We start from the raw sequence: 26,493 nt of genomic DNA, 5'->3' as shown, positions 1-26,493 counted from the left end.
CCGCTAAGGTTTCCACCGAGACTAATTGCTATGAATACTAAGATGCGTACACGTTATCCCCTGATTATTTTACTCAACGCCGCCGGCGTGGCGTTGTTTCTCTCCTGGTTCCTGCCGGCAAATCACGGATTCTGGTCCGCGGCCGACCTTGGCATTTTTCACTTCTTTAACCGGGGTTTAACCGCAGATAATTTGGGCTACGCCTGGTTCTTAGCCATTATTAATAACCGCGCCTTTGACGGCTGTTCGCTGTTGGCAATGGGCTGTCTGATGCTGAGTTTCTGGCTTAAAGAAACCACCCAGGGCCGTCGCCGAATCGTGGTGATGGGGCTGGTGATGCTGCTGTCGGCGGTCATCATTAACCAGTTGGCGCAGCACCTGATGCCGGTCACCCGTAGCAGCCCGTCGCTCTCCGTGCCGGGCGTACACCGCGTCAGCGACTTTATCGACTTCTCGACCAAAGACGGCTCGCGGGACAGCTTCCCCGGTGACCACGGAATGATGCTGCTGATATTCGCCACCTTCATGTGGCGCTATTTCGGTCAGAAAGCGTTCATTATTTCGCTGATTATTTTTGTGGTTTTCGCCTTCCCGCGCGTGATGATCGGCGCACACTGGTTTACCGATATTGCCGTCGGTTCGTTAACCGCAGTGCTGATTGGCGTACCGTGGGTGCTGATGACGCCATTAAGCGATAATGTGATCGGCCTCTTTGAACGAAATTTGCCCCATTTATCCAAAGCGAAATCGGCGCAATAAATAACCAATTCATCTGATATTCCAGAAAGAGGGTATTCGCCCTCTTTTTCTTTTTTTTATCCCGCCGCGTTATTGTCATCTTCCCGTCACAACATTCATTTTGATAATGAATGAGTTGCCCATTTTTCATTCACCAGTGACGCAATTTTGGCCATTCACAATTTTTAACTTTGTGTATCACGATTTCTTATAAAAAATCGGGCAAAAGCGCTCGCAATGCCGCTTTCGTTAAGGTAATCTCATTCGCGTTTGTCGTTTCAAAGAGCAATTATTTGGTTCGTAAATAAAACTTTGTGCGCTAAGCCACAAAAATGAATTCAAAGAATTGTCTCATTGATTGCGTGTATTTAGTCTCAGACGCGTTTGGCATTTTTTATAACGACTCCATCGTTAAGGACTTCAAGGGAAAACAACGAAAATGGTCAAATCTCAGCCGATTTTGAGATATATCTTGCGAGCGATTCCAGCAGTAGCAGTTGCGGTTCTGCTTTCTGCCTGTAGTAACACCAGCAACACCGCTAAGAACATGCATTCTGAGACGCATGCAGTGGGCACCGAAGATGCCTCGTCACTGCAAGCCTCTCAGGATGAATTTGAAACCATGGTGCGTAACCTCGACGTGAAGTCCCGTCTGATGGATCAATACGCAGGATGGAAAGGTGTCCGTTACCGTCTGGGCGGCGACACCAAGCGCGGTATCGACTGCTCCAGCTTTGTGCAGCGTACCTTCCGCGAACAGTTTGGTTTAGAGCTGCCGCGCTCCACCTGGGAGCAGCAGGAAACGGGCAAATCCGTTAAACGCAATCAGCTTCGAACCGGTGATTTAGTGTTGTTCCGCGCCGGCTCTACCGGTCGCCATGTTGGCATCTACATCGGCAACAACCAGTTTGTTCATGCTTCCACCAGCAGTGGTGTGACGATTTCCAGCATGAATGAACCGTACTGGAATAAACGTTACAACGAAGCACGCCGCGTCCTGAGTCGTTCGTAATGTCGTTTACCGTCAGTTTCCCTTGGCTGACGGTAAGCATAAAAAAAGCACTGCTCCGGCAGTGCTTTTTTTATGCTTCATCATTATTCTTTTCTTTAGAGTTCCGTAGCATAGAGAAGTTGCATGTTCACTCGCCACTCATCAATTAACCGTCGAATCGTCCTCACCAGTATTGTCGCTGGCCTGCTGATTGCGCTCGCGGCCGGGCTGGCACAGTATTCTATTTTCCATCACCGCCGCTCGGTCCAGTTTGATAACACTATCTCCAGCCTGCAAAACTACTTAAATAACTATTTCAGGCAGATCCTGGTGACGATGGATTCCCTGCAGCCGCTGACCATGGATCCATGCCATGCCGTGTCGTCGGAACTCACCGAACGCGCTGCGTTCAGCATGAACGTGCGAGCATTTTTGCTGGTGAAAGATCAGATAGCCTACTGTTCATCGGCTACCGGGGAGATGTCGCTGGGGCTTAAGGATCTGGTGCCAGATCTCGATCTCAGCAAAACGCACGTGATGGGGATCGTCCCCGGTACGCCGATGATGCCAACCACCCCAGCCTTTGTGCTGTGGGTAAAAAGCCCGCTGCTGGAGAACCGTGGCGTTTTCGCCTCGATTAACGCCAACCTGATGCCCTGGGTGCTCTACTCGTCAAAGCAGACCCCGTATAACGGCGTCGCGCTGGTGGTTAACGGTAAGACGGCCATCTCTACCTTTAGCAGCAAACCCCTTGCGGTCAACGACATCACCGATACCGCCGTTCGCCACGTGAAGATCAACGACGTGCCGCTGGAGGTCTATCTCTACAGCAACGCGCTCAGCAGCGATAACTCGCTCTATTCCATCCTGCTTGGGCTCACCTGCGGCCTGATCGGCGGCCTGCTGTGCCTCTATATTCTGGCCATTCGCTCGCGTCCAGGAAAAGAGATCCTCTCTGCCATCAAACACCGTCAGTTCTACGTGGTCTATCAGCCGGTGGTGGATGCGAAGAATCGCCAGATTACCGGCGCAGAGGCGCTGATGCGCTGGTCGCACCCAACCGCCGGGAATATTCCCCCGGATGCGTTTATCAGCTATGCCGAAGCGCAGGATCTCATCGTCCCCCTCACCCACCATCTGTTTGAGCTGATCGCCCGCGATGCGCCGGTGCTAAAAGATCTTCTGCCGCCGGGCGCCAAGCTCGGCATCAATATTGCGCCCGGTCACCTGCATGCCGAGAGCTTCCAGCAGGATATCCGCAACCTGGCGGCCAGCCTACCGCAAAACTACTTCCAGCTGGTGCTGGAGATAACCGAACGAGACATGCTGCACCAGGAGAAGGCCATGAGCCTGTTTACCTGGCTGCGCGGTGAAGGCATTGAAGTGGCTATCGATGATTTTGGCACCGGGCACAGCGCGCTTATCTACCTTGAACGCTTCACCCTCGACTATCTGAAAATCGACCGCGGTTTTGTCAACGCTATCGGTCGGGAGACCATCACCTCACCGGTGCTGGATGCGGTACTGACCCTGACGCATCGCCTGAACCTGGTGACGGTTGCCGAAGGGGTGGAAACGGAGGAGCAAGCAAGCTGGCTTCGCGATCACGGCGTCGACTATCTTCAGGGCTATCTGATAAGCCGCCCGCTCACGCTGCAGCAGCTGATTGTGGAATATCGTAAGCCAGCAAAGTATTTCACAAGTTAAGCAAGGTCATTTAAGATTCAGGGATAAAAGACGTTTTCAATCAATACTTTTCAATGCGGGGTAGCCCTATCGTGATCGTAGCGCGTGTCTGTTTGACCCTGCTGATGCTGTTCAGCCTGTCCCTGCAGGCGCAGACCATTAAAGAGAGCTACGCGTTTGCGGTGATCGGTGAACCTAAATACGCCGTCGACTTCAACCACTTTGATTACGTCAATCCTGCCGCCCCGAAAGGCGGCAACGTCACGCTGGCCGCACTCGGCACCTTTGATAACTTCAACCGCTTTGCGCTGCGCGGAAACGCCGCGGTGCGCACCGACTCGCTGTACGACGCGCTGTTCACCACCTCCGACGACGAGCCGGGCAGCTACTATCCGCTGGTCGCCGACCGGGCGCGCTACGCCGATGACTATTCCTGGGTGGAGTTGACCATCAACCCGCGCGCCCGCTTCCACGACGGCAGCCCTATTACCGCGCGTGACGTCGCCTTCACCTTTAACAAATTTATGACCGAAGGCGTGCCGCAGTTCCGGTTGGTCTACAAAGGCACTACCGTCAAGGCTATCGCCCCACTGACGGTACGCATTGAGCTGGCGAAACCGGGCAAGGAAGATATGCTGAGCCTGTTTACCCTGCCGATTCTGCCGGAAAAGTTCTGGAAAGATCATAACCTCAGTGAACCGCTCAGCACGCCGCCGCTGGCAAGCGGCCCCTATCGCATCAGCGACTGGAAGATGGGGCAATATATCGTCTATCAGCGCGAGAAAGATTACTGGGGCGCCGACCTGCCGGTAAACCGTGGCCGCTGGAACTTCGACACCATCCGCTATGACTACTACCTCGATGACAACGTCGCGTTTGAGGCTTTCAAGGCCGGTGCCTATGACGTGCGCACCGAGAGCAGCGCTAAAAACTGGGCGACGCGCTATATCGGCAAAAACTTTGCCAGCGGTTACATCGTTAAGGATGAACAGAAGAACAACGCCGCGCAGGATACCCGCTGGCTGGCTTTTAATATCCAGCGCCCGGTATTCAACGACCGCCGCGTGCGTCAGGCAGTCAGCATGGCATTTGATTTCGAATGGATGAACAAAGCCCTGTTTTACAACGCCTACAGTCGTGCCGACAGCTATTTCCAGAATACCGAATACGCCGCGCGTGGCTACCCGAATGCCGACGAGCTAACGCTGCTGGCTCCGCTCAAGAGTGAGCTACCACCGGAAGTGTTCACCTCCATCTACCAGCCCGCCGCGTCAGACGGGCACGGCTTTGACCGCAACAACCTGCTGAAGGCGGGAAATCTGCTGACCGACGCCGGCTGGGTGCTGAAAGGCCAGCAGCGCATCAATGCAAAAACCGGCCAGCCGCTGCGCTTTGAACTGCTGCTGCCCTCCGGCGGCAACGATCAGTGGGTGATGCCCTTCCAGCGCAATCTACAGCGTCTGGGTGTGACAATGGATATCCGCCAGGTCGATATCTCGCAAATCACCAACCGGATGCGTAAGCGCGACTACGACATGATGCCGCGCCTGTGGCGGGCGATGCCGTGGCCTAGTTCAGATCTGCAAATCTCCTGGTCATCGGAATACATCAACTCCTCCTACAACTCGCCTGGGGTGGCAAGCCCGGCGATTGATAACCTGATCAACCAAATCATCCGCTGGCAGGGCAATAAGCAGAAGCTGCTGCCGCTCGGGCGCGCCCTCGACCGGGTACTGACCTGGAACTATTACATGCTGCCGATGTGGTATATGTCCGGCAGTCGAACCGCCTACTGGAATAAGTTTTCTTATCCCAGCATCCACCCGCTCTATGCCTCCGGCACGGATGCGCCGGGCTTCGACACCTGGTGGTACGACGTGAATAAAGCGGCAACCTTACCCGCTTCCCGACGTTAAGGAGAGAACATGGGTGCCTATCTGATTCGCCGACTGCTGCTGATTATCCCGACCCTATGGGCAATCATCACGCTCAACTTTTTTATCGTACAGATAGCGCCCGGCGGCCCGGTTGACCAGGCGATTGCGGCGGTAGAGTTCGGCCATCAGGGCGGGCTACCCGGCGGTGGCGGCGGGCTGGAACGTAGCCAGGCGCGGGCGGGCGTTGGCAATATCGCGGAAAGTCAGTACCGCGGCGGACGCGGCCTTGACCCAGAGGTTATCGCCGAGATAACCCATCGCTACGGCTTCGACAAACCGCTGCACGAACGCTACTTCAAGATGCTCGGCGACTATCTGCGCTTTGATTTCGGCAACAGCCTGTTCCGCAACGCCTCGGTTATGCAACTGATGAAAGAGAGCCTGCCGGTCTCCATATCGCTCGGGCTCTGGAGCACGCTGATTATCTATCTGGTCTCTATTCCGCTGGGCATTCGTAAGGCGGTGTACAACGGCAGCCGCTTTGATATCTGGAGCAGCACCGGCATTATTATCGGCTACGCTATTCCGGCGTTTCTCTTCGCCATCGTACTGATCGTCTTCTTCGCCGGCGGCAGCTATTACGACATCTTCCCGCTGCGCGGGCTGGTCTCAGCGAACTTTGACACCCTGCCGTGGTACCAGAAAATCACCGACTACCTTTGGCACATTACCCTGCCGGTGCTGGCAACGGTGATCGGCGGCTTTGCCGCACTCACCATGCTGACGAAAAACTCATTTCTCGACGAAATCCGCAAACAGTACGTGGTCACCGCGCGGGCAAAAGGGGTCGGCGAAAAGCAGATCCTCTGGAAGCATATCTTCCGTAACGCCATGCTGCTGGTTATTGCTGGCTTCCCCGCCACCTTTATCAGCATGTTCTTCACCGGCTCGCTGCTGATCGAGGTGATGTTCTCCCTGAACGGACTGGGGCTGCTGGGCTACGAAGCGACCGTCTCCCGCGATTATCCAGTGATGTTCGGCACACTCTATATTTTCACCCTGATAGGGCTGCTGATGAACATCGTCAGCGACATCAGCTACACGCTGGTGGACCCACGCATTGATTTTGAGGGCCGCTAATCATGACCCTGAACGCCGTCAACCAGGCCCGCTGGGCGCGTTTTTGCCACAACCGACGCGGCTACTGGTCGCTGTGGATCTTTCTGGTTATCTTTGTCTGTAGCCTGGGCGCAGAGCTTATCGCCAACGATCGCCCGCTGCTGGTCAGCTATCAGGGCAGCCTGTACGTCCCGGTGGTGAAAAACTACAGCGAAAAAACCTTCGGCGGAGAGTTCGCCACCGCCGCCGATTATCAGGACCCGTGGCTGCAGCAGCGGCTGGAGAAAAATGGCTGGGTGCTGTGGACGCCCATACGCTTCGGCGCCAGCAGCATTAACTTCAGCACCGATATCCCCTTCCCCGCTCCACCATCGCGGCAAAACTGGCTGGGCACCGATGCTAACGGCCGTGATGTGCTGGCGCGTATTCTCTACGGTACGCGTATCTCACTGCTGTTCGGCCTGATTCTGACGGTCTGCTCCAGCGTGATGGGGGTGATTGTCGGCGCCGTGCAGGGCTACTACGGCGGGCGTATTGACCTATGGGGGCAGCGTTTTATCGAAGTGTGGTCGGGTATGCCGACGCTGTTTTTGATTATCCTGCTCTCAAGCGTCGTGCAGCCAAACTTCTGGTGGCTGCTGGCGATTACCGTGCTGTTCGGCTGGATGTCGCTGGTCGGCGTGGTGCGCGCCGAATTCCTGCGGACCCGCAACTATGACTATATTCGCGCCGCGCAGGCGCTGGGCGTCGGGGATCGCAGCATTATCCTGCGACATATGCTGCCCAATGCGATGGTCGCCACCCTGACCTTTACTCCGTTTATCCTGTGCAGCTCCATCACTACGCTGACCTCGCTCGACTTTCTTGGCTTTGGCCTGCCGCTCGGTTCACCGTCGCTCGGTGAACTGCTGCTTCAGGGCAAAAATAACCTGCAGGCCCCCTGGCTTGGGATCGCCGCGTTTCTCTGCGTCGCCGTACTGCTCTCGCTGCTGATCTTCATCGGCGAGGCGGTGCGCGACGCCTTCGATCCTTCTAAGGCGGTATAAGATGCAGCAACCACTTCTGGAGATCGATAACCTCTCCATCGCCTTCCGCCAGCAGGGCATAACCACCACCGTGGTTGAACAGCTCTCACTGACGCTCGCCGCCGGAGAGACGCTGGCGCTGGTCGGGGAATCCGGCTCGGGGAAAAGCGTCTCGGCGCTGTCGATTCTGCGCCTGCTGCCAGAGCCACCGGTCAGTTACCCAACGGGCGATATCCGCTTTGCCGGGGAGTCACTACTGCACGCCAGCCCGCAGACGCTGCGCGGGGTGCGCGGCAACCGCATTGCGATGATTTTTCAGGAACCGATGGTGTCACTGAACCCGCTGCACAATCTGGAAAAGCAGCTTTATGAAGTGCTGTCGCTGCACCGGGGCATGCGCAAAGAGGCGGCGCGCGGCGAGATCCTCGACTGCCTTGACCGGGTCGGCATTCGCAACGCCGCAAAACGGTTGAGCGATTTTCCCCACCAGCTTTCCGGCGGTGAGCGCCAGCGCGTGATGATCGCCATGGCTCTGCTGACGCGCCCGGAATTATTGATTGCCGATGAACCGACGACCGCACTGGACGTTTCGGTGCAGGCGCAAATCCTTCAGCTACTCAGAGAGTTGCGCACCGAGCTGAATATGGGGCTGCTGTTCATCACCCATAATCTGAGTATCGTGCGCAAGCTGGCTGACCGCGTGGCGGTAATGCAACATGGCCACTGCGTTGAGCAGAACAGCGCTAGCGCGCTTTTTGCCGCGCCGCAGCATCCGTACACCCGTAAGCTGCTGGACAGCGAACCAGCGGGCGATCCGGTGCCTTTACCGCCGGAGGCTACCCCGCTGCTGGAAGTCAACAAGCTCAGCGTGGCCTTCCCGATTCGCAAAGGTATCCTGCGCCGTGTGGTTAGTCACAACACGGTGGTCAACAACCTGAGCTTTACGCTGCGCCAAGGGGAGACGCTGGGGCTGGTCGGTGAGTCCGGTTCAGGTAAGAGCACCACCGGGTTGGCGCTGCTACGTTTAATCGCCTCGCAGGGCGATATTCGTTTTGCCGGGGAGGCTATTCAGGGGCGTAACCGTCAGCAGATGCTGCCGCTGCGTCGTCGGATTCAGGTGGTGTTTCAGGACCCTAACTCGTCGCTCAATCCACGGCTCACCGCGCTACAGATTATTGAAGAAGGTCTACGGGTTCATCACCCTGCCCTCACCGCAGCAGAACGCGAGCAGCGGGTGATGGCAGCCATGCAGGAGGTGGGCCTGGAGCCGGAGACCCGGCAGCGCTATCCGTCTGAGTTTTCCGGCGGCCAGCGACAGCGTATCGCCATCGCGCGGGCGCTGATCCTGCAGCCGGAGCTTATCGTGCTGGACGAACCCACGTCCTCGCTCGATCGCACCGTTCAGGCGCAAATTCTGGCGCTGCTTAAAGCGTTACAGGAAAAGCATCAGCTGACCTACATCTTCATCAGCCACGATCTGCACGTCGTTCGTTCGCTGTGCCATCAGGTGATGGTGCTGCGTCAGGGAGAAGTCGTCGAACAGGGAGAGTGTCGGCGCGTATTTTCAGCACCGCAGCAGGAATATACGCGTCAGCTCATTGCGCTGAGCTGACGGTTAAAACGGGTTGTTGCCGGAGAACGGTTCGGCAATTGCCACGCCGAAATTTTTCAGGCGGCAGGTTGCCGCAAACTCATCCTGACGTTTCACGAACAGGCACGGCTCCCCTTCGCACTCGAGCACCGAGCAGTCGACGGAGATATCGGTTAACGCCTGGCTCAGGGAATGCATCACCGGCCAGGCGCTATCGCCGTCCGGGCTCAGCAGTTTGAGGGCCACCAGCGCATTTTCGCCGGATGCGCCGTTTTGCGGAATCGGTTCAACTTTCGAACCTGCAAAACCCGCAGACCAACGATAGTCCTGCGGCAGTCGATGTACGATTGATAGCTGTAATGTCATTACGTTCTTTTCCCCGGAAGCGACAGTGCTTCACAATTATTTCACATCCATATTAACACATTGTTGACAAATCGTCCTGCATCCAGAAAAAAAACGCCAGCATTCAACATTCTTCTTACGACATAGTTCGGTGTACTGATGCGTTTTCGCGCTATATGTACCCGTATCTGTGATCTAACGCAACCTTTTTATCTACAACAATGTGACTTTTTACATAAATGGATTTTACATAAAAGAAACATCACACCCTATCAGGAATGCCATTTCTGTTGATACATATCAACAAAGGGGCGTATTTCGCCCCCCTAAAGGCTTATGAGTGCGCGGTTTTGCGGGGGCGACTGGCGTAGAGATAGAAGAGGATCGAGCAGGTCGCGCACAGGGCGATGGAAATCAGCATTGGCCATGCGGTGGTGAAGGTCGCCATCGACAGCAGCGCGCCGATAATGGCCCCAATCCCAAAGCGGAACGTCCCCGCCAGCGATGACGCCGTACCCGCCATATGCGGAAACTCATCGAGGATCACCGCCATGGCGTTCGAGGAGACCATCGACACGCAGCCGACAAACACCGCAATGCCCAGCACCAGCGACCAGAAACCAACATCCAGCAGCGCGCAAACCACCATCCAGATTGCCATAACGAACTGGATTGTCAGCCCGGCGCGGAACATCCACAGCGCCCCAACCCGGCGAACAAAGCGGCTGTTAATGGTGGTCATGACAAAGAGGAACACAATGTTCAGCGCGAAGTAGTAGCCGAAGTGCTGCGGCGACACATGGTTAAGCTCGATATAGACAAACGGCCCGGCGCTTAAGAACGAGAACATCGCCGCAAAGCTAAAGCCGCTCGCCAACATGTACGACAGCACGCGCTTGTGGCGGAACAACGACGCAAAGTTGCCGAGCGTGGTGCTCAAGCGGAACGGCTGCCGTTTATCGGCTGACAGCGTTTCGTCAATAAAGAACCAGATCGCCGCCGAGGCTAGCAATGCGGCAACCGCCAGGATCCAGAAGATAGCATGCCAACTAAACCAGACCAGCACCGCACCACCCACCATCGGCGCCACCAGCGGGGCAATAGTCGTCACCAGCATGACAAACGACATCATGCGCGAGAACTCTTCTTTCGGGTAGATATCGCGCATCAGGGCGTTGATCACGACGCTTGCCGCCGCGGCCGCTAGCCCGTGGAAAAAGCGGGTGACGATCAGGTAGTCGATGGTCGGTGCCAGCGCACAGGCCACCGCCGCCGCGGCAAAGATAAGCGTACCGCCCAGAATGACTGGCTTACGCCCGAGGCTGTCCGCCATCGGCCCGTACAGCAGCTGACCCAGCGCAAAGCCCAGAATATAGGTGCTCAGGGTCATCTGTGCGCTGCCTGCCGGCACGCCAAATTGTTGCGAAATGACCGGCAGCGCCGGAAGGTACATGTCGATCGATAACGGCATTAACATGGCCAGAAGGCCAAGAATAAACACAATTTTTAACGACGAGCGCGGCCTGGACGTCACAATTTACCTCGGTTGTTGGTTAGCGCTACGGTGCGCCAACGCTGGCGATTTCTGCTTCTGTTAACGGACGGTATTCGCCCGGCGCTAAGTCTGGATCGAGTGCAATCTCACCGATACGTTCGCGATGCAGACCGACAACGTGGTTACCCACTGCGGCAAACATGCGTTTCACCTGGTGATAACGACCTTCACTGATGGTCAGACGCACTTCGGTCGGCGTAATCACTTCCAGCACCGCTGGCTTGGTAAGATCTTTCTCATTGTGCAGCTGAACGCCTTTGGCGAACTGCGCGGCGGTGTCATCGCTGACCGGATTTTCCAGCGTCACCAGGTAGGTTTTCTCGCAATGATGGCGCGGCGAGGTGATGCGATGGGACCACTGACCGTCATCGGTCATCAGCACCAGACCGGTGGTATCAATGTCTAAACGACCCGCGGCATGTAGCTTGTGCGCCACCGGGACATCGAGGAAATAGAGCACCGTTGGGTGATCCGGGTCTTCCGTGGAGCACACGTAGCCCTGCGGCTTATTCAGCATGAAATAGCGCGGGCCATTCTGCTGGGTCAGCGGGTTGCCTTCGTAGGCTACGTCGTGTTCTAGTAGCAGTTTAAACGCGGTATCGCGCACCACTTCGTCATCAACGGTCACGTGTTGACCGCGGATCAAACGCCCGGCAATAGCACGGCTGACGCCGAGTTGCTGAGCGATAAACTTATCAAGTCGCATGAAGTATTTTTAGCCTGTAATAGTGCCGGGTGCCGGACGAAAGGTCCGAAAAATGGGGTAATCGACTCGATGCCTGCCGCAGAGCGGGAAAATGCCACCGGCAACGGGTGAGACAGCGAGTATAACAATCCGTAAGTATAACGGGCTTGTTATCCCACTCAAGTGAAAAGATTCATGGCATACTATTTGGCTGTTAAGGACAATCATCACGCCAATGACTTTTACACTTCGCCCCTATCAACAGGAAGCGGTTGACGCCACCCTGGCCTACTTCCGCCGCCACACGCAACCTGCGGTTATCGTATTGCCCACCGGCGCCGGGAAAAGCCTGGTGATCGCCGAACTGGCGCGGCTGGCGCGCGGCCGCGTGCTGGTGCTGGCTCACGTCAAAGAGTTGGTGGCGCAGAACCACGCGAAATACTGCGCACTGGGGCTGGAGGCCGATATTTATGCGGCCGGGCTGAAGCGTAAAGAGAGCCACGGCAAAGTGGTGTTCGGCAGCGTGCAGTCGGTGGCGCGTAATCTCGACCACTTCCAGGGTGAGTTTTCCCTGCTGATCGTCGATGAGTGCCACCGCATCAGCGACGATGATGATAGTCAGTACCAGCAGATTCTCAGCCATCTGGGGAAAGTGAATCCTCACATTCGGCTGCTGGGCCTCACGGCCACGCCGTTCCGTCTGGGCAAAGGCTGGATTTATCAGTTCCACTACCACGGCATGGTGCGCGGCGACGAGAAAGCGCTGTTCCGTGACTGCATCTATGAGTTGCCGCTGCGCTATATGATCAAGCACGGCTATCTGACGCCGCCGGAGCGGCTGGATATGCCCGTGGTGCAGTACGATTTCAGCCGCCTTCAGGCCAACAGCAACGGGTTGTTCAGCGAGTCTGACCTCAACCGTGAGCTGAAACAGCAGCAGCGCATTACGCCGCATATCATCAGCCAGATTGAGGAGTTTGCGCAGACGCGCAAAGGGGTGATGATTTTTGCCGCCACCGTCGAGCACGCTCGCGAAATTACCGGGCTGCTGCCCGCCAATGACGCAGCGCTGATCACCGGCGAAACCCCCGGCCCGCAGCGCGACGAGCTGATTGAAGCCTTTAAAAATCAGCAGTTCCGCTATCTGGTTAACGTCGCCGTACTGACTACCGGTTTTGACGCCCCGCACGTTGACCTGATTGCGATTCTGCGCCCTACCGAGTCCATCAGCCTGTATCAGCAAATTGTGGGCCGTGGCCTGCGTCTGGCGCCGGGGAAAACGGACTGTCTGATCCTCGATTACGCCGGTAACCCGCACGACCTCTACACGCCGGAAGTGGGTTCACCCAAGGGCAAGAGCGATAACGTGCCGGTGCAGGTTTTCTGCCCCGGCTGCGGCTTTGCCAACACCTTCTGGGGAAAAACCACCGCCGACGGCACCATTATTGAGCATTTTGGCCGCCGCTGTCAGGGCTGGCTGGAGGATGATGAAGGTCATCGCGAGCAGTGCGACTACCGCTTCCGCTTTAAAAACTGCCCGCAATGCAACGCCGAAAACGACATTGCCGCCCGCCGCTGTCGGGAATGCGACACGGTGCTGGTCGACCCAGACGACATGCTGAAAGCCGCGCTCAAGCTGAAAGACGCGCTGGTGCTGCGCTGTAGCGGCATGGTGTTACAGGACGGCATGGATGAGAAAGGCGGCTGGCTTAAGATAACCTATTACGACGAGGACGGTGCGGATGTCAGTGAGCGCTTTCGTCTGCACACCCCCGCGCAGAAAACGGCGTTCGAGCAGCTGTTTATCCGCCCGCACACCCGCACGCCCGGCGTACCGCTGCGCTGGATAACGTCTGCCGATATCATCGCCCAGCAGGCGCTGCTGCGGGCGCCGGATTTTGTCGTCGCCCGTAAGAAAGGTGTCTACTGGCAGGTGCGCGAAAAAGTGTTCGACTACGAAGGCCGCTATCGCCGGGCTAACGAACTGCGCTAGCCGCGCGTCTGCTTCACCCACAGCAAACTGTCGACCGGGAACCCGAGCCCACGGGCGATGGTCAGGTAGTTTTGCTGTACCTGTGGCGGCAGCGTTGGCGTGCGCGATAAAATCCACAGATAGTCGCGGTTCGGCCCGCTGACCAGCGCGTACTGGTAGTCATCATCCAGCGCGATGACGTTATAGCCGCCGTAGAAGGGGCCAAAGAACGACACCTTCAGTGCGGCAACGCTCGGCTCGCCGGTGAAGTATGCTTTCCCTTCGCTCTCTTTCCACTCGCCTCTCATTGGGTCAAATCCACGGTTCAACACGCTAATGCCACCGTCCTTACGCTTACCATAGTGAGCGGTCACCTGCTCCAGACCGCGCTCAAAGCGGTTATCCAGACGGGCAATTTCATACCATTTCCCCAGATAGCGGCTAGCATCGAAATGGCGAATCGGCGTCACCCCTTTTGGCGGAGTGGGTGAACGGCAGGCCACCAGCGCGAGCGACAACGCCACTCCGGTGACTACGGGCCATAGCTTCATGCAGTTTCCTCTCTTTACGATCCTCGTTTAAGTGTAGAGGATAAAAAGCCACGCGGCCGGAAGCGGGAGAACCTATGCTTGAGCTATGGCCCACCACAAACAGGACAATAATATGAACGACAAACCGATACTCGGCATCAGCGGCTGCCTGACCGGTGCTGCCGTTCGCTTTGACGGCGGGCATAAGCGGATGGGATTTATTATGGATGAGCTTGCCGAATGGGTAACTTTCAAACCCGTCTGTCCGGAAATGGGCATTGGCCTGCCCACACCGCGCCCGGCGCTGCGGCTGGTGAAGACCGCAGATGGCGATACCCGCGTGCGCATGAGCCAGGACCTGGATTGCGACCTCACCGATAAAATGCACCAGTTTGCCGATGAGATGCTGCCGGGCGCGGCGCAGTTCGCGGGTTTTATCGTCTGTGCAAAATCCCCCAGCTGCGGAATGGAGCGGGTACGGCTGTACGATGAACGTGGCAACCGGGGTGCGAAGGAAGGCGTTGGCCTGTTTACCGCGGCGCTGCAGGCCCGCTATCCGTGGCTGCCGGTGGAAGAGGACGGCCGACTGCACGACCCGGTACTGCGGGAGAATTTCGTGGCGCGAATTTTTGCGCTGCACGAGCTGAATGCGCTGCGGGAAGAGGGATTAACCCGTCAGGCTCTACTGGCGTTTCACAGCCGCTATAAGCTGCATCTGCTGGCCCACAACCAGCCGGGCTATCGTGAAATTGGTCCCTTTATCGCTCATCTACATGAGTGGCAGGATCTGGATGCCTTTTTTGTTGCCTATCGCGACAAGCTGATGGCGATTCTGCGTCACCCCGCCTCACGTAAAAATCACACCAACGTGCTGATGCACATTCAGGGTTATTTCCGCAAACAGCTCAACGACCGCCAGCGGGCAGAGCTTCGCGACGTTATCGTCAACTACCACGCCGGGCACCTGCCAATCCTCGCGCCGCTAACGCTGCTGAAGCACTACCTCGCCGAGCACCCGGATGATTACCTGCTGACGCAGCGCTATTTTTCGCCCTACCCGGACAGTTTACGGCTGCGCTTAACGGCCAACTGAAGGTGAGGTTTTCATTGCCCGTAAGGCAATAGGCGGCTATAATGCCGCCCGCTTTCACATCCGTGAAGCAGATCATTTGCCTGCTGCTGGGTCGCCTGTAGCAGGATTAATTAAGAGAGCTATCAATGTTTACTATTAACGCAGAAGTACGTAAAGAGCAGGGTAAGGGTGCGAGCCGCCGCCTGCGCGCAGCTAACAAGTTCCCAGCTATCATTTATGGTGGCGAAGCAGCTCCTGTTGCTATCGAACTGGATCACGACAAGCTGTGGAACCTGCAGAACAACGCTGAATTCTACAGCGAAGTTCTGACCATCGTTGTTGATGGTAAAGAAGAAAAAGTTAAGGCTCAGGCGGTGCAGCGTCACCCGTTCAAGCCAAAACTGGCTCACATCGACTTCGTTCGCGCTTAATCGCCGACAAGTCTTCGTGACGAAAAAACGGCTCCTTTTGGAGCCGTTTTTTTTACTGCTTCGCCGCCTCTCGCACGACCGTCTCCTTCCCTGCCGACGTTATCACCTCATTATTCACGCTGTCTGAAAGCGTAATACCGCTCACCTGCGCAACGTTCCAGGCATGCTCCGTATTATCAAACGTGACGTTGGTAAACTGGCTGTCATGCAGGAAAGTGATTTTGCTCGCCTGCACGTTACGGAACTTCACGTTGCTGAACGCCAGGTTCTGGTGATAAGCATCGCGCGGGTAAGTAATACCGTAGGCCGCCGCCATTTCCTGCACCGTCATGCCATCCACCAGAATGCTTTTCTTCGCCGCCGTGCCGTCAACGGTGACGTTCTCAACGGTCACGTTGCGGAACTGCGCGGGCTCAGTTGCTGGCGTGGTGTCATTCACGTCGGCACTGTACTTGATGGTGAAGATAAACGGCTCTTTCGCCAGATCTTTCATCGCGTTATTACGGAATAGTACGTCGCGCGCCCCGCCGCCGTAGTACGGGCGGCTTTTCATTCGCAGGCCGATATCCGTCATATACATAACGTTATCTTCCGCTTTGATCTTCTCGATCCAGGCGCCGGTATGGCTGCCGGTCACTACCGCGCCGTGGCCTTTGCGGAAGTAGTTATTGAAAATCCATGCCCCGCTCTGCTGTTTCTGACCAAAGGTTTCAACACCCTTGCCGTAACCCGCTGCGAAGTTCATCCCGTCGTCGCCGGTATCAAAGAAGTTATTAAAGACCAGGCTATTTTGGCTATTACCCAGTTCAATGCCGTCAGCGTTATTACCGTCGAAAGTCTTATGGCTGAGCGCATTCAGCGCGATATTTTCCGACTCCAGCACCATAATCCCATGAAATGCCGGGTTGAGAATCGTCAACCCTTCAATGTAGAGATTGCTGACGCCGCGCAGCGTCATCAGGCTGGAGCGGCGGTTTTTGTAGGCGCTGTCGCGGTCCATCCCTTCGGATACCGCCAGCTCGGTCTGATGTTTTGCCAGAATCCCGTCTTCGCCCACCTTATTGGCGTTGCTGGCGCGATACTGCGGCAGGGCATTGCCGGCTTCATCAACGATAGACTCCGGCCCGCCGTGCTTCACGCCTCGCGTCCAGCCATTACCATCGATGGTGCCTTTGCCGATGATGCGAATATTGCGGAAAGTGCCCGCGTGAGAGCTTCCTTTGTCGTCGGCCTCCAGTGCGTTAATTAACGACGGTGGACGCTTCGGCAGCGGATTATCAGTATAGGGGTAAAGAAAGTAACCTTTGTTCATTGGGTACTGCGCTGGGTCATCCGAGCCCAGTAGCGTCGCGTCTTCGGCAATCTCCAGCGTCATATCGCTGTGTAAGAACAGCGCGCCGGTTTTAAACACACCGCCGCGCACGCTGACTTTGCACCCTTGCGGATACTGTGCCAGCGTGCAGCTATCAATGGCTTTTTGCAGCGCGGCGGTATCAAGCGTTGTTCCGTCGCCGACGGCACCTGTCGCTTTGGCATCCACCACGTGCGGCACCTTCGTGGTGCGTAGAGAAATCGGTGCGCTGTCGGCGGACTCGTTGCCGTCTGAATAGACCGCGCGAACGGTAAACTGGTAATCGGTATCGGCTTTCAACCCTTCGACGGTGAAGCTGCGCAGATCGACCTTCTGCTGCCAGTGGTCGTTATCCAGCGTCTGGTAGAAGTTGTCGATATAGGGTTTCGCAGGGGAGAATGCGTCCTGATTGTCGCGTGCGCTGCCCAGCAGTTCGCCGCCATGGTAGACGTGATAGTCCACCACCTTGTCCGCCTCCAGCAACGGTTTTTCCCACACCAGCACCACGCTGTTATCGTCGACGGAGAGCACCGGTGACTGCACGTTTTGTGGCGCCGCTGACGCCTTCGCCTGAGCGGCTTCGCTATCATCGCAGCCGCTTAATGCACCCGCGAGCATCATGGTGGTGGCCAGCGCCAGTCGGGAGTGCCTGAAGGTATTGTGCATCTTGTTATTTTTCCTCTCAGTGATTCGCGGCACCCAGCTGCCGCGTCCTTGAGCCCTCCTGAATCAGAGTGGCTCTCCATTTACAAAATCAAAATGTTTTTACATTTAAAATGAAACGTATTTTTATTTATTTCATTAGGTCTTAACCGAGAGTCAGCTCAAGTTTTAACCTGGATGGAAAAGCATCGATACAGAAAATGAGAGGAACATCACTCAAAAGTGGCGGAAATACGGATAGACAAAGCCCGCTCGGGGATGAACGGGCTTTAGCGGGAGGACTTAGCTTTTTCCGGAGGTCCGGCGCTGGAGCTGGTCACGCAGGTTTGGCGGCGTGCCTTTAATGGTCAGCGTATCGGTGGCCGGGTCCCAGTAAATTCGCTCACCAAGCAGCATGGCATCGAAGTTAATGGTTAAGCCGCCGCCGCTACCGGCAAATTTGGTCAGCTGGCGCAGGGTGCTACGATCCGCCGGGAAGCTCTCTTCCAGTTCGTAGCCCTTCTCCGCGGTAAATTCGCTGAAGCTCACTTCGCTCACACCGGAGAGCTCTTTTGACAACGACTCCAGCTCAATCTCTTCACCGGCCTGCAGCTGTTCGTTGCAGTAGGAGTAGACCTGCTGACGCACGTTCTGACGCTCGTTTTTGTCGAGCTGCGCTTCGGCGGCAAAATCGTCCAGCGCCTGCAGCAGGCCGCGGTTTTGCACTTTCGCGTTCAGGCCTTCGCTCGCGCCGAGGAAGTCCATAAAGAAATCCGCGACTTTGCGCCCGACTCGCCCTTTCAGGAAGGTCAGGTAGCGGGTCGATTCCGGGTTAGTTTCCCACTCGGTTAAGTCGATGCGCGCGACGATATCCGCATGGTTGATGTCGAGATAATGGGTCGCGCTGATGTCCAGCTCTTCGTTAACGCGCATGCTGCTGAGATTATTCAGCACCGCCACCAGCAGATACTCCACCGCCAGATAGCGGTAGTGGCAGAACAGCACGATCCCGCCGTCGGCGAACGGATATTTCGCCAGCTCGTCGCGCAGACGGCCGGTGGCCGCGCGGCTGAAGGCGAGGAAATCTTCCTCACCCTGACGCTGCAGCTTTAACGCCTGTGCCAGTTCGCTCTCTTCGGTAAACAGGCCGTAGGCTTTATTCTTCGCGCTGTACACCCGATGCAGCTCAGCCATCATCTCTTCAACCGGCGCGGTCGGCTCCAGCAGCGTGTCGCGCAGCACCACGTCCAGGTTTTGCTCATCGCGTTTGATGAGCTGATGCAAAGCAATCTGGTCGATATCCAGACTCATGTTAAACTCTCCTTTAAGATCGGGTGTATTCAATCACCCCCGATGCGACAGTGCAACTCACACATTACCGCCCTCGCGGCAGCATAATGGTGAAAGGATAACGCGTTCCGCTGAAAAAAAGCGGAAAAAATGCTGCTGCTACGGTAATATACTGCCCTTTAATGAATAGACAGATTTCGATTTATGCCACAACAATCCCGCTATAGTGATGAACACGTTGAAAAACTGCTGAGCGAGCTCGCCAACGTACTGGAAGAACATAAAGCCCCGACCGATCTTTCGCTGATGGTGCTGGGCAATATGGTGACCAACCTGATTAACAGCAGCGTGGCTCCGGCTCAACGCCAGGCTATCGCACGTTCTTTTGCCCAGGCGCTCCAGTCTTCTATTAACAGCGATCCTGCGCACTAAGGGTACAAGCAACAGTTTATGGTGACTCATCGTCAGCCTTACCGAGAAAAAGTCTCCCAGATGGTTAGCTGGGGGCACTGGTTCGCCCTGTTCAACATGCTGTTGGCCATGGTGCTCGGTAGCCGCTATCTTTTTGTCGCCGACTGGCCGACGACGCTGACTGGACGCATTTTCTCCTACATCAGCCTTGTCGGGCATTTCAGTTTTCTGGTGTTTTCCGCCTATCTGCTGATTCTGTTCCCGCTGACCTTTATCGTCATGTCTCAGCGCCTGATGCGCTTCCTGTCCGCCATTCTGGCGACGGCGGGCATGACGCTGCTGCTTATCGACAGCGAGGTCTTTACCCGCTTCCACCTGCACCTTAACCCGGTGGTGTGGGAGTTGGTTATCAACCCCGATCAAAACGAGACCGCCCGAGACTGGCAGCTGATGTTTATCAGTGTGCCGGTGATTCTGCTGGTCGAGATGCTGTTTGCCACCTGGAGCTGGCAGAAGCTGCGCAGCCTGACGCGTCGCCGTCACTACGCCCGCCCGGTCGCCTGGTTCTTCTTCGCGTCGTTTATCGCCTCGCACGTGATGTACATCTGGGCCGATGCTAACTTCTATCGTCCGGTCACCATGCAGCGCGCCAACCTGCCGCTGTCATATCCAATGACCGCGCGCCGCTTCCTTGAGAAGCACGGGCTGCTTGACGCGCAGGATTACCAGCGCCGTCTGGTGGAACAAGGCGATCCGGAAGCGGTAACCGTGCAGTATCCGCTCAGCGATCTGCGCTATCGCGATATGGGTGTCGGCAAGAACGTCCTGCTGATTACCGTCGATGGCCTGAACTATTCGCGCTTCGAACAGCAAATGCCATCGCTGGCCCGTTTTGCGGACAGCAACGTCAACTTTACCCAGCATATGAGCGCGGGCAACAACGCCGATAACGGCATCTTTGGCCTGTTCTACGGTATTTCACCGTCCTATATGGACGGCGTCCTGTCGGCACGTATTCCGGCAGCGCTGATTAGCGCCCTTAATCAACAGGGCTATCAGCTGGGTCTGTTCTCTTCTGACGGCTTCACCAGCCCGATTTATCGCCAGGCGCTGCTGTCTGATTTCTCACTGCCGCCGGGCAAATCGCAGAACGATGCCCAGACGGCAAGCCAGTGGACTAACTGGCTTAAAAACAACGCCCAGGACGAAAACCGCTGGTTCTCGTGGGTGTCGTTTAACGGAACCACCATCAACAACGCTCAGGCCAACGACCGTCAATATGCTCGTGCGGCAGCGGATGTGGATGCACAAATTGCTAAGGTACTGGACGCACTGCGCGACTCCGGCAAGCTTGATGACACCGTGGTGATTATTACCGCCGGTCACGGCGTGCCGCTCAGCGACGAGAACAGCACCTTTAACTGGTCACGCGCCCAGCTTCAGGTGCCGCTGGTCATCCACTGGCCGGGCACCCCTGCTCAGCGCATCGACCTGTTGACCGATCATAAAGATATTATGACCACCCTGATGCAACGCCTGCTGCACGTCAGCACGCCGGCAAACGAATACTCGCAGGGGCAGGATCTGTTCAGCGCCGCGCGCCGCCATAATTGGGTGACGTCGGCAGATAACGATACCCTGGCGATCACCACGCCATCAATTACCGTCGTGCTCAGCCATAATGGTCACTATAAGACCTGGAACGCGGCGGGTGAGAAGGAACGGGATCAAAAAGCCCAACTCAGTTTGCTGCTGCAGGTGCTGACGGATGAAAAACGCTTTATCGCTAACTGATTGATTAATTTTAAATCAATTGGTGAACCCTGACTTGCAATCAGGGATAAAAGCGGTAGTATTTTCTCCATGCGTCGGCACGTAGCGCAGCCTGGTAGCGCACCGTCATGGGGTGTCGGGGGTCGGAGGTTCAAATCCTCTCGTGCCGACCAAAAAGATTATATAAACCAGCCTGTTATGGCTGGTTTTTTTTATGCCTTTTTTCTGGACGGGGAAGCATTGGGGAATTACTGGGGAATAACCCCCAACTTTTTGACACCGTTTTAGCAGCCAAAAGCGACTCGTCACATCACTGGGCAATCGTCAAACCCTCCCGTTATGGCATCGTTGATAATGTACACGTTTATGATAAAAGGATTTTTGATGGCTTTCCTGATGCAAAAGGCATCATTCCTGGAAGGTGCTGGCATGCAAATTTGCAAAGCAAATATATTACTTTTAAACAGTGAAAATTGTGCATTCACATAGGCAGTTAGCAACTACTTTTGGTATTTCAATGTTTGAGCTAATACAACAAGAAAGCTTCAGCAGGAAACTTAGAGCGTAAGGGTCAATCAAATGAAAAAAATTATAGCTTTGTCGATATTAATATCATCCGTCGCAACTGCTGAGCCTACGATTAAATCAATGACGCATACTACTTATCTGTGTGGTGACACTGGACTTGTTGTCAAGACTGCCGGATTGGTTGCACAGATTGGGGGTGATGAGGGGTACAAATTACAATCCAGCCAAAATGAGCCTGCTACGGATGAAGCACCTGGTTTTTTGTCTGTTCAATATGTCAGGCCTACCCCAACATCAGCTAATGCTGACTTTTTCGCACTGACAATAACAAAGCCTAACGAATTTATCGCTCTCACCTATACTAACCCGACCAAGAAAGTCGAAGTGATTGGTATGACATGTCAGATCGTAGAATAGTGCCTATTTATTTAATCGGTTTTGAGGGTTTCAGTGAATCAAGCACTTAGAGGATAATCAGTAGGTTAGGAAAAGTAAGGTATGGACATATAGGGACATATACGGTGTTTTTGATGCCCCCAAACTTACCCCCTGAAAGCATTCTGCCCCCAAGATTCGAGTTTAATTTATTGTTTTTCAAGAGCATTAGCGCAAGACGAATCATTCCCTGTCTCGGTCATGAGTTGTTTTGCGCTAATTTTTTGCCCTGACCTGAGCCCCTGTTTCTTATCAATAGTGGAAACCACCGCCGCTACGACCGCCACCAATGTTCGAACCACCACCTAAGCCATGCGCACTATTAGAGTTAGCCGCGTTATTTCCGCCATTACCACGGCCGCCGTGGTTTTCGCTCCCAGCACTATTGTCGCTATGGTTGCCCCAGGTTTCACCAGCAAACGGGGGGTGAACCGTGACAACGTATCCTGCTGGACGCTGTGACGTTTTAGTGATTTGCGCTGGATTTGAATCCTTGTTCACTTGAGAGGTCAGATTCCGATCTCCCTTAACACCATAGCGAGACTGCTCCGCCTTCTCCGCTTCTGCCGCTACGCGTGCATCGGCATAAGCTTGGGCGCGAACTTCTCCAGTTCGGTTCATGATTGCTTTTGCAGTACTGCCTTCCATCGCGGTACCACCGTTTGCACGTTCAAAAGCGCTGTAGTTACGCTGCGCAACATCATAATTATGTTCAGCTTGTGCAACTGAAGTCGCATTAGCGGCAAATGAAGAAAAAGCTGATAAAATAACTGCGGTTACAATTGAAACTTTCATTTGAAACACTACCACCATCAATCTAATATGTTGAATATTTGTATAAAAACGAATGAATAAAACGAAGGAATAACAAGGGAAAGAAATCTATTCCCATATATATAAACTTTCAATAGGTGGAATGAAAAATAATCATATTTAGTGGCTTAAAAACAGAATAAAATCTCATTTACATTAAATTATTGATGGTCTTTAAATTAAAATTAAAAATATAAACAAATATTGTTTGGTAAATATTAATGATAAATAATCTTCATGTTTTTCAATGAAATAAAAAATAATTTAACAAAACACACCATCACAATAAAATAATAGGCAATAAGAAACCAAAAATAGATCATCAGATTCACTGAATCATACATACAGCGAGTCCATTTATTTAACTTTTTTAATGGTGAACTCGAACAACTCTGCTACACGCCTATACCTTCATAATCATCACGAAAAAAACACATTGCCAATACTATAAATCTGGCAATTTAACCGTTCGGAATTTATTAAAAAGAATAAATCATCGGCATTCCCTATAGGCAGTATCACAACGGTAACCGATAACCACCAGTACAACGTGTACTGGTGGTTAATTCATTTGCCGGCAATCTCCCAGCGGCTGTCAAAATGCGCCTGATACTGGCGAATCACCTCCGGCTCATCTCGGATCACCAACACATTCTCTGAGTTTTCCGTCTCTGCCGATTTAGCGAAGTTAAACGACCCGGTCTCCAGCGTATTGCCGTCCACGATCATCACTTTGTCATGCTGAATGTGGTAGTGGCCGTCAATGCGAACATCAATGCCGTTTTCTACCGCCCGGGCAATGGCCTTCTGGCTGACCTCCCCCTGATTTCGTCGCTTATCAATCACCGCCCGTACCTTCACACCGCGTTTTTGGGCACGAATCAGCGCGTCGACAATATCTTTGGCCTGAAACGAGTAGGCCATCATATCAATGGAGCGCTGTGCGCCATCGATAGTGCTCAGCACCAACTCACGGGCGGAGCCTTCAGGTGAGAATCCAACCTGGATTGTGGCCTGTGCGGCAGGGATAACGCCGAGAAGCGCAGCTATAATAAGAAATCTGGTCATTTTCATCGTTATTCAGGATATCCGTACGCTATCATGCGAATAAAACAGTCTTAATCGCTATATTCATTCATAAACACAATATTTAGAACTAGTCCTAATGCAAAATTCAGTAAAATACGATTACCATTGATGTCAGGAATGATATTCTCCTCTCGTTGCAAACTGATAAAAAGGATGAACAGTGAAAAACACACATAAACTTGCCGCTTCGTTACTGGCCATCGCCTGCGCTACCAGCTCCGCCTGGGCTGCAGAACAGCCGCTGGAAAAGGTTGCGCCTTTCCCTAAAGCGGAAAAAGGTATGACGCGTCAGGTGATTCAGTTGCCGGAACAGAAAGATGAGTCTGCCTACAAGGTGGAATTATTGATTGGTAAAACGCTGGACGTCGACTGTAACCATCAGCGCCTTGGCGGCGAGCTGGAAAGTAAAACGCTGGAAGGCTGGGGCTACGACTACTACGTGGTGGAGAAAATCTCCGGACCAGTGTCGACCATGATGGCCTGCCCTGACCAGAAGAAAACGAAAAAATTCGTCACCGCATCACTGGGCGACGATGGCATGCTGCGCTACAACAGCAAGTTGCCAATTGTTATCTACGCGCCTGAGAACGTAGAAGTGAAATACCGTATCTGGGAAGCCCAGGAAACGGTACATAACGCCGTCGCGCGTTAATAAAAAACCCGGGGTCGCTTGCGCTCGCCCGGGCTACCAAATAATAAAATCCCGGTCTGGCCGGGATTTTTTCTTTCTTAGAGTGCGATATCCGCCATCTCTTTTGCTACAACCGGTTTGGACGATACCTGCACCGCTGGCGTCGGATCCGCTTCACGGGTTGCTTCATGACGTAGTCCCAGCACTTCGCTGGTATAGGCCAACGTTTTTTCAATCAGGTGCGGGTTTTCCGTCAGCGTAGAACCATAGGTCGGTACTACGGCGCGAATTTTTTCCTGCCATTCCGCCGTCTGCATTTTATCCTTAAAGACCTTTTCCATCAGCTCCAGCATGATAGGCGCGGCGGTTGATGCCCCCGGAGATGCCCCCAGTAGCGCGGCAACGGTGCCTTCATCATCGCTGACCACTTCAGTGCCCAGACGCAGTACGCCACCGATACGCGCATCACGTTTGATGATCTGTACGCGCTGACCGGCCTGCCACAAACGCCAGTCCTGCTTTTTCGCCATCGGATAGTAAGCGCGCAGAGCCGCATGGCGGTCTTTATCTTTCTGTAGCACCTGGCTTACCAGGTATTTCACCAGATCGAAGTTATCCAGCCCAACGTTCAGCATCGGCAGGATGTTGGATTTATTGGTCGAGGCCAGCAGATCCCACAGCGAACCATTTTTCAGGAAGCGCGTAGAGAAGGTGGCGAACGGCCCAAAAAGCACCACGCGTTTGCCGTCGATGATACGGGTGTCGATGTGCGGCACAGACATCGGCGGCGCGCCCACGGAAGCCTGACCGTAGACCTTCGCCAGATGATGGTTAACCACTTCCGGGTTTTCGCACACCAGGAACTGACCGCCAACCGGGAAGCCTGCGTACTCTTTCGCCTGAGGAATTTTGGTTTGCTGTAGCAGCTTCAGCGCCGCACCACCCGCGCCGATGAAAATAAACTTCGCTTTGATGGTGCGTTTTTCATGGCTGCCGTTGGCATCAGAAACCGTCACATTCCAGCTGTTGTCTGGATTACGACGGAAACGGCGCACCACGGTGTTGAGCTGCAGCGTAAAGCGTTCGCGCTTTTTGAGGCCCTGAATGAGCTGGCGGGTAATCTCGCCGTAGTTCACGTCGGTGCCTGCTTCAGTTCGCGTCGCGGCAATCTTCTGCTGCGGATCGCGCCCTTCCATCACCAGAGGCGCCCAGTCTTTAATCTGCTCGTGATCTTCGGAGTAGCGCATGCCGTTGAACAGCGGGCTCTTTTGCAGTGCACGATAGCGCGCACGCAGGAAATTGACGTTGTCATCGCCCCACACAAAGCTCATGTGTGGCACGGTGTTAATAAAGCTCTTCGGCTGCGTCAGCACGCCGCGCGTCACCTGGTGGGCCCAGAATTGACGGGAAATCTGGAAGGCTTCGTTGATATCAATAGCTTTGTCGATGCTGACGGAGCCATCGGCTTTCTGCGGGGTATAGTTGAGTTCCATCAGGGCCGAGTGCCCGGTGCCGGCGTTGTTCCAGCCGTTGGAGCTCTCTTCGGCCACGCTTTCCATCTGCTCAACCATGGTAATCGACCAGTCTGGCTCCAGCTCCTGCAGCCATGTACCCAGCGTAGCGCTCATAATGCCGCCACCGATCAGCAATACATCTGTCTCGTGCACCACACGAGTCTTCGCCTTAGTCGCCACAGAAACCTTCTCGGTACCCGATTTCTGTGCGTTGGGTACAGCTATCTTTTTTTTCATCGTAGGGGGCCTTACTTGACTTGCGATTTGTTACATGCAGGTAAAAACATCCGTACGGTTACGTTACCACCAGCCACGGTAAATTTAAATATTGTTTAAAATTTAAGTTGAGTTTTGAGATCTGTTATTAAAATGTTTAATAAATGTGTACAGAAAATGAGA

23 protein-coding genes and 1 tRNA gene are annotated in these 26,493 nt (G+C 54.5%); 15 read left to right on the top strand and 9 right to left on the bottom strand.

The genetic code is table 11. From position 1 onward, the window contains the following. The first annotated feature begins 42 nt into the window (after positions 1-42). The 7 genes from FHC49_RS17305 (at position 43) to yejF (ending at position 9,048) form a co-directional block, all read left to right on the top strand. Positions 43-759 (top strand): phosphatase PAP2 family protein, encoded by a 717-nt coding sequence (locus FHC49_RS17305; RefSeq protein ID WP_220440419.1) that lies wholly within the window; start codon positions 43-45, stop codon positions 757-759. 418 nt (positions 760-1,177) lie between these two features. Next, positions 1,178-1,750 carry a bifunctional murein DD-endopeptidase/murein LD-carboxypeptidase gene (gene mepS / locus FHC49_RS17300; RefSeq protein WP_185666886.1) on the top strand — a complete coding sequence of 191 codons (573 nt, stop codon included), beginning with the start codon at positions 1,178-1,180 and terminating at the stop codon, positions 1,748-1,750. Positions 1,751-1,873: 123 nt separating this feature from the next. Then, on the top strand, positions 1,874-3,436 hold the full coding sequence (locus FHC49_RS17295) for a cyclic di-GMP phosphodiesterase (RefSeq protein WP_220440418.1): 1,563 nt from the start codon (positions 1,874-1,876) through the stop codon (positions 3,434-3,436). A 104-nt stretch (positions 3,437-3,540) separates the two neighbouring features. Next, positions 3,541-5,331 carry an extracellular solute-binding protein gene (locus FHC49_RS17290; RefSeq protein WP_370631772.1) on the top strand — a complete coding sequence of 597 codons (1,791 nt, stop codon included), beginning with the start codon at positions 3,541-3,543 and terminating at the stop codon, positions 5,329-5,331. Between the two features lie 9 nt (positions 5,332-5,340). Next, entirely contained in the window at positions 5,341-6,432 is a 1,092-nt protein-coding gene (locus tag FHC49_RS17285; protein WP_185666884.1) for a microcin C ABC transporter permease YejB, read from the top strand. A gap of 2 nt (positions 6,433-6,434) precedes the next feature. Continuing rightward, positions 6,435-7,457 carry a microcin C ABC transporter permease gene (locus FHC49_RS17280; protein ID WP_255581395.1) on the top strand — a complete coding sequence of 341 codons (1,023 nt, stop codon included), beginning with the start codon at positions 6,435-6,437 and terminating at the stop codon, positions 7,455-7,457. A gap of 1 nt (position 7,458) precedes the next feature. Beyond that, the gene (gene yejF / locus FHC49_RS17275) at positions 7,459-9,048 is read left to right on the top strand and encodes a microcin C ABC transporter ATP-binding protein YejF (RefSeq protein ID WP_220440417.1); all 1,590 of its coding nucleotides are present in this window, start codon (positions 7,459-7,461) and stop codon (positions 9,046-9,048) included. Between the two features lie 3 nt (positions 9,049-9,051). On the opposite strand, the gene FHC49_RS17270 is transcribed toward yejF, so the two are convergent. From FHC49_RS17270 to rsuA, 3 genes are all read right to left on the bottom strand, one after another. Then, positions 9,052-9,393, bottom strand: coding sequence for a YejG family protein (locus FHC49_RS17270; RefSeq protein WP_185666882.1), 342 nt, complete (start codon positions 9,391-9,393; stop codon positions 9,052-9,054). Positions 9,394-9,706: 313 nt separating this feature from the next. Then, positions 9,707-10,906 carry a Bcr/CflA family multidrug efflux MFS transporter gene (locus FHC49_RS17265; protein WP_220440416.1) on the bottom strand — a complete coding sequence of 400 codons (1,200 nt, stop codon included), beginning with the start codon at positions 10,904-10,906 and terminating at the stop codon, positions 9,707-9,709. A 25-nt stretch (positions 10,907-10,931) separates the two neighbouring features. Beyond that, positions 10,932-11,633: a 16S rRNA pseudouridine(516) synthase RsuA gene (gene rsuA, locus FHC49_RS17260; RefSeq protein WP_220440415.1), complete on the bottom strand. Its 702-nt coding sequence runs from the start codon at positions 11,631-11,633 to the stop codon at positions 10,932-10,934. A gap of 214 nt (positions 11,634-11,847) precedes the next feature. On the opposite strand from rsuA, the gene FHC49_RS17255 reads away from it, so the two are divergent. Beyond that, complete coding sequence (locus FHC49_RS17255; protein WP_220440414.1) at positions 11,848-13,605, top strand: DEAD/DEAH box helicase; 1,758 nt, start codon at positions 11,848-11,850, stop codon at positions 13,603-13,605. On the opposite strand, the gene FHC49_RS17250 is transcribed toward FHC49_RS17255, so the two are convergent. Beyond that, entirely contained in the window at positions 13,602-14,135 is a 534-nt protein-coding gene (locus FHC49_RS17250; RefSeq protein WP_185666878.1) for a lipocalin family protein, read from the bottom strand. The two genes, FHC49_RS17255 and FHC49_RS17250, sit on opposite strands and share 4 nt — an antisense overlap. A gap of 112 nt (positions 14,136-14,247) precedes the next feature. Between FHC49_RS17250 and FHC49_RS17245 the strand changes: the two genes are divergently transcribed. Beyond that, on the top strand, positions 14,248-15,207 hold the full coding sequence (locus FHC49_RS17245) for a DUF523 and DUF1722 domain-containing protein (protein WP_220440413.1): 960 nt from the start codon (positions 14,248-14,250) through the stop codon (positions 15,205-15,207). Positions 15,208-15,332: 125 nt separating this feature from the next. Continuing rightward, complete coding sequence (gene rplY / locus FHC49_RS17240; protein ID WP_052285124.1) at positions 15,333-15,617, top strand: 50S ribosomal protein L25; 285 nt, start codon at positions 15,333-15,335, stop codon at positions 15,615-15,617. Positions 15,618-15,669: 52 nt separating this feature from the next. Here the strand turns inward: rplY and FHC49_RS17235 are convergent, their stop codons facing one another. Beyond that, entirely contained in the window at positions 15,670-17,634 is a 1,965-nt protein-coding gene (locus FHC49_RS17235) for a glycosyl hydrolase family 28 protein (RefSeq protein WP_220440412.1), read from the bottom strand. 279 nt (positions 17,635-17,913) lie between these two features. Continuing rightward, positions 17,914-18,921: a nucleoid-associated protein YejK gene (yejK, locus tag FHC49_RS17230; RefSeq protein ID WP_035892652.1), complete on the bottom strand. Its 1,008-nt coding sequence runs from the start codon at positions 18,919-18,921 to the stop codon at positions 17,914-17,916. A gap of 183 nt (positions 18,922-19,104) precedes the next feature. Between yejK and FHC49_RS17225 the strand changes: the two genes are divergently transcribed. The 4 genes from FHC49_RS17225 to FHC49_RS17210 all read left to right on the top strand — a co-directional run bounded on the left by FHC49_RS17225 (position 19,105) and on the right by FHC49_RS17210 (position 22,029). Then, on the top strand, positions 19,105-19,332 hold the full coding sequence (locus FHC49_RS17225) for a YejL family protein (protein WP_035892650.1): 228 nt from the start codon (positions 19,105-19,107) through the stop codon (positions 19,330-19,332). An 18-nt stretch (positions 19,333-19,350) separates the two neighbouring features. Further along, on the top strand, positions 19,351-21,105 hold the full coding sequence (gene yejM, locus FHC49_RS17220; protein WP_220440411.1) for an LPS biosynthesis-modulating metalloenzyme YejM: 1,755 nt from the start codon (positions 19,351-19,353) through the stop codon (positions 21,103-21,105). A gap of 75 nt (positions 21,106-21,180) precedes the next feature. Continuing rightward, positions 21,181-21,257: transfer RNA gene (locus tag FHC49_RS17215), tRNA-Pro, on the top strand. A gap of 406 nt (positions 21,258-21,663) precedes the next feature. After that, the gene (locus tag FHC49_RS17210; RefSeq protein ID WP_220440410.1) at positions 21,664-22,029 is read left to right on the top strand and encodes a hypothetical protein; all 366 of its coding nucleotides are present in this window, start codon (positions 21,664-21,666) and stop codon (positions 22,027-22,029) included. Between the two features lie 270 nt (positions 22,030-22,299). Here FHC49_RS17210 and FHC49_RS17205 read toward each other — a convergent pair whose 3' ends face one another. Both FHC49_RS17205 and FHC49_RS17200 read right to left on the bottom strand, forming a co-directional pair. Next, entirely contained in the window at positions 22,300-22,842 is a 543-nt protein-coding gene (locus FHC49_RS17205; protein ID WP_220440409.1) for a hypothetical protein, read from the bottom strand. Positions 22,843-23,427: 585 nt separating this feature from the next. Continuing rightward, positions 23,428-23,928 carry a phospholipase D family protein gene (locus FHC49_RS17200; RefSeq protein ID WP_255581394.1) on the bottom strand — a complete coding sequence of 167 codons (501 nt, stop codon included), beginning with the start codon at positions 23,926-23,928 and terminating at the stop codon, positions 23,428-23,430. Between the two features lie 181 nt (positions 23,929-24,109). On the opposite strand from FHC49_RS17200, the gene eco reads away from it, so the two are divergent. Further along, on the top strand, positions 24,110-24,601 hold the full coding sequence (gene eco / locus FHC49_RS17195) for a serine protease inhibitor ecotin (protein ID WP_220440407.1): 492 nt from the start codon (positions 24,110-24,112) through the stop codon (positions 24,599-24,601). Positions 24,602-24,678: 77 nt separating this feature from the next. Here eco and mqo read toward each other — a convergent pair whose 3' ends face one another. Next, positions 24,679-26,331 (bottom strand): malate dehydrogenase (quinone), encoded by a 1,653-nt coding sequence (gene mqo / locus FHC49_RS17190; protein WP_185666872.1) that lies wholly within the window; start codon positions 26,329-26,331, stop codon positions 24,679-24,681. Between the last annotated feature and the right edge of the window lie 162 nt (positions 26,332-26,493).

The sequence above is a fragment of the Kluyvera sp. EC_51 genome (assembly GCF_019584505.1).
Classification (GTDB): domain Bacteria; phylum Pseudomonadota; class Gammaproteobacteria; order Enterobacterales; family Enterobacteriaceae; genus Kluyvera; species Kluyvera sichuanensis.
The sequence above is the reverse complement of the archived record's forward strand: the minus strand, read 5'-3'. Positions and strand labels throughout refer to the sequence as shown.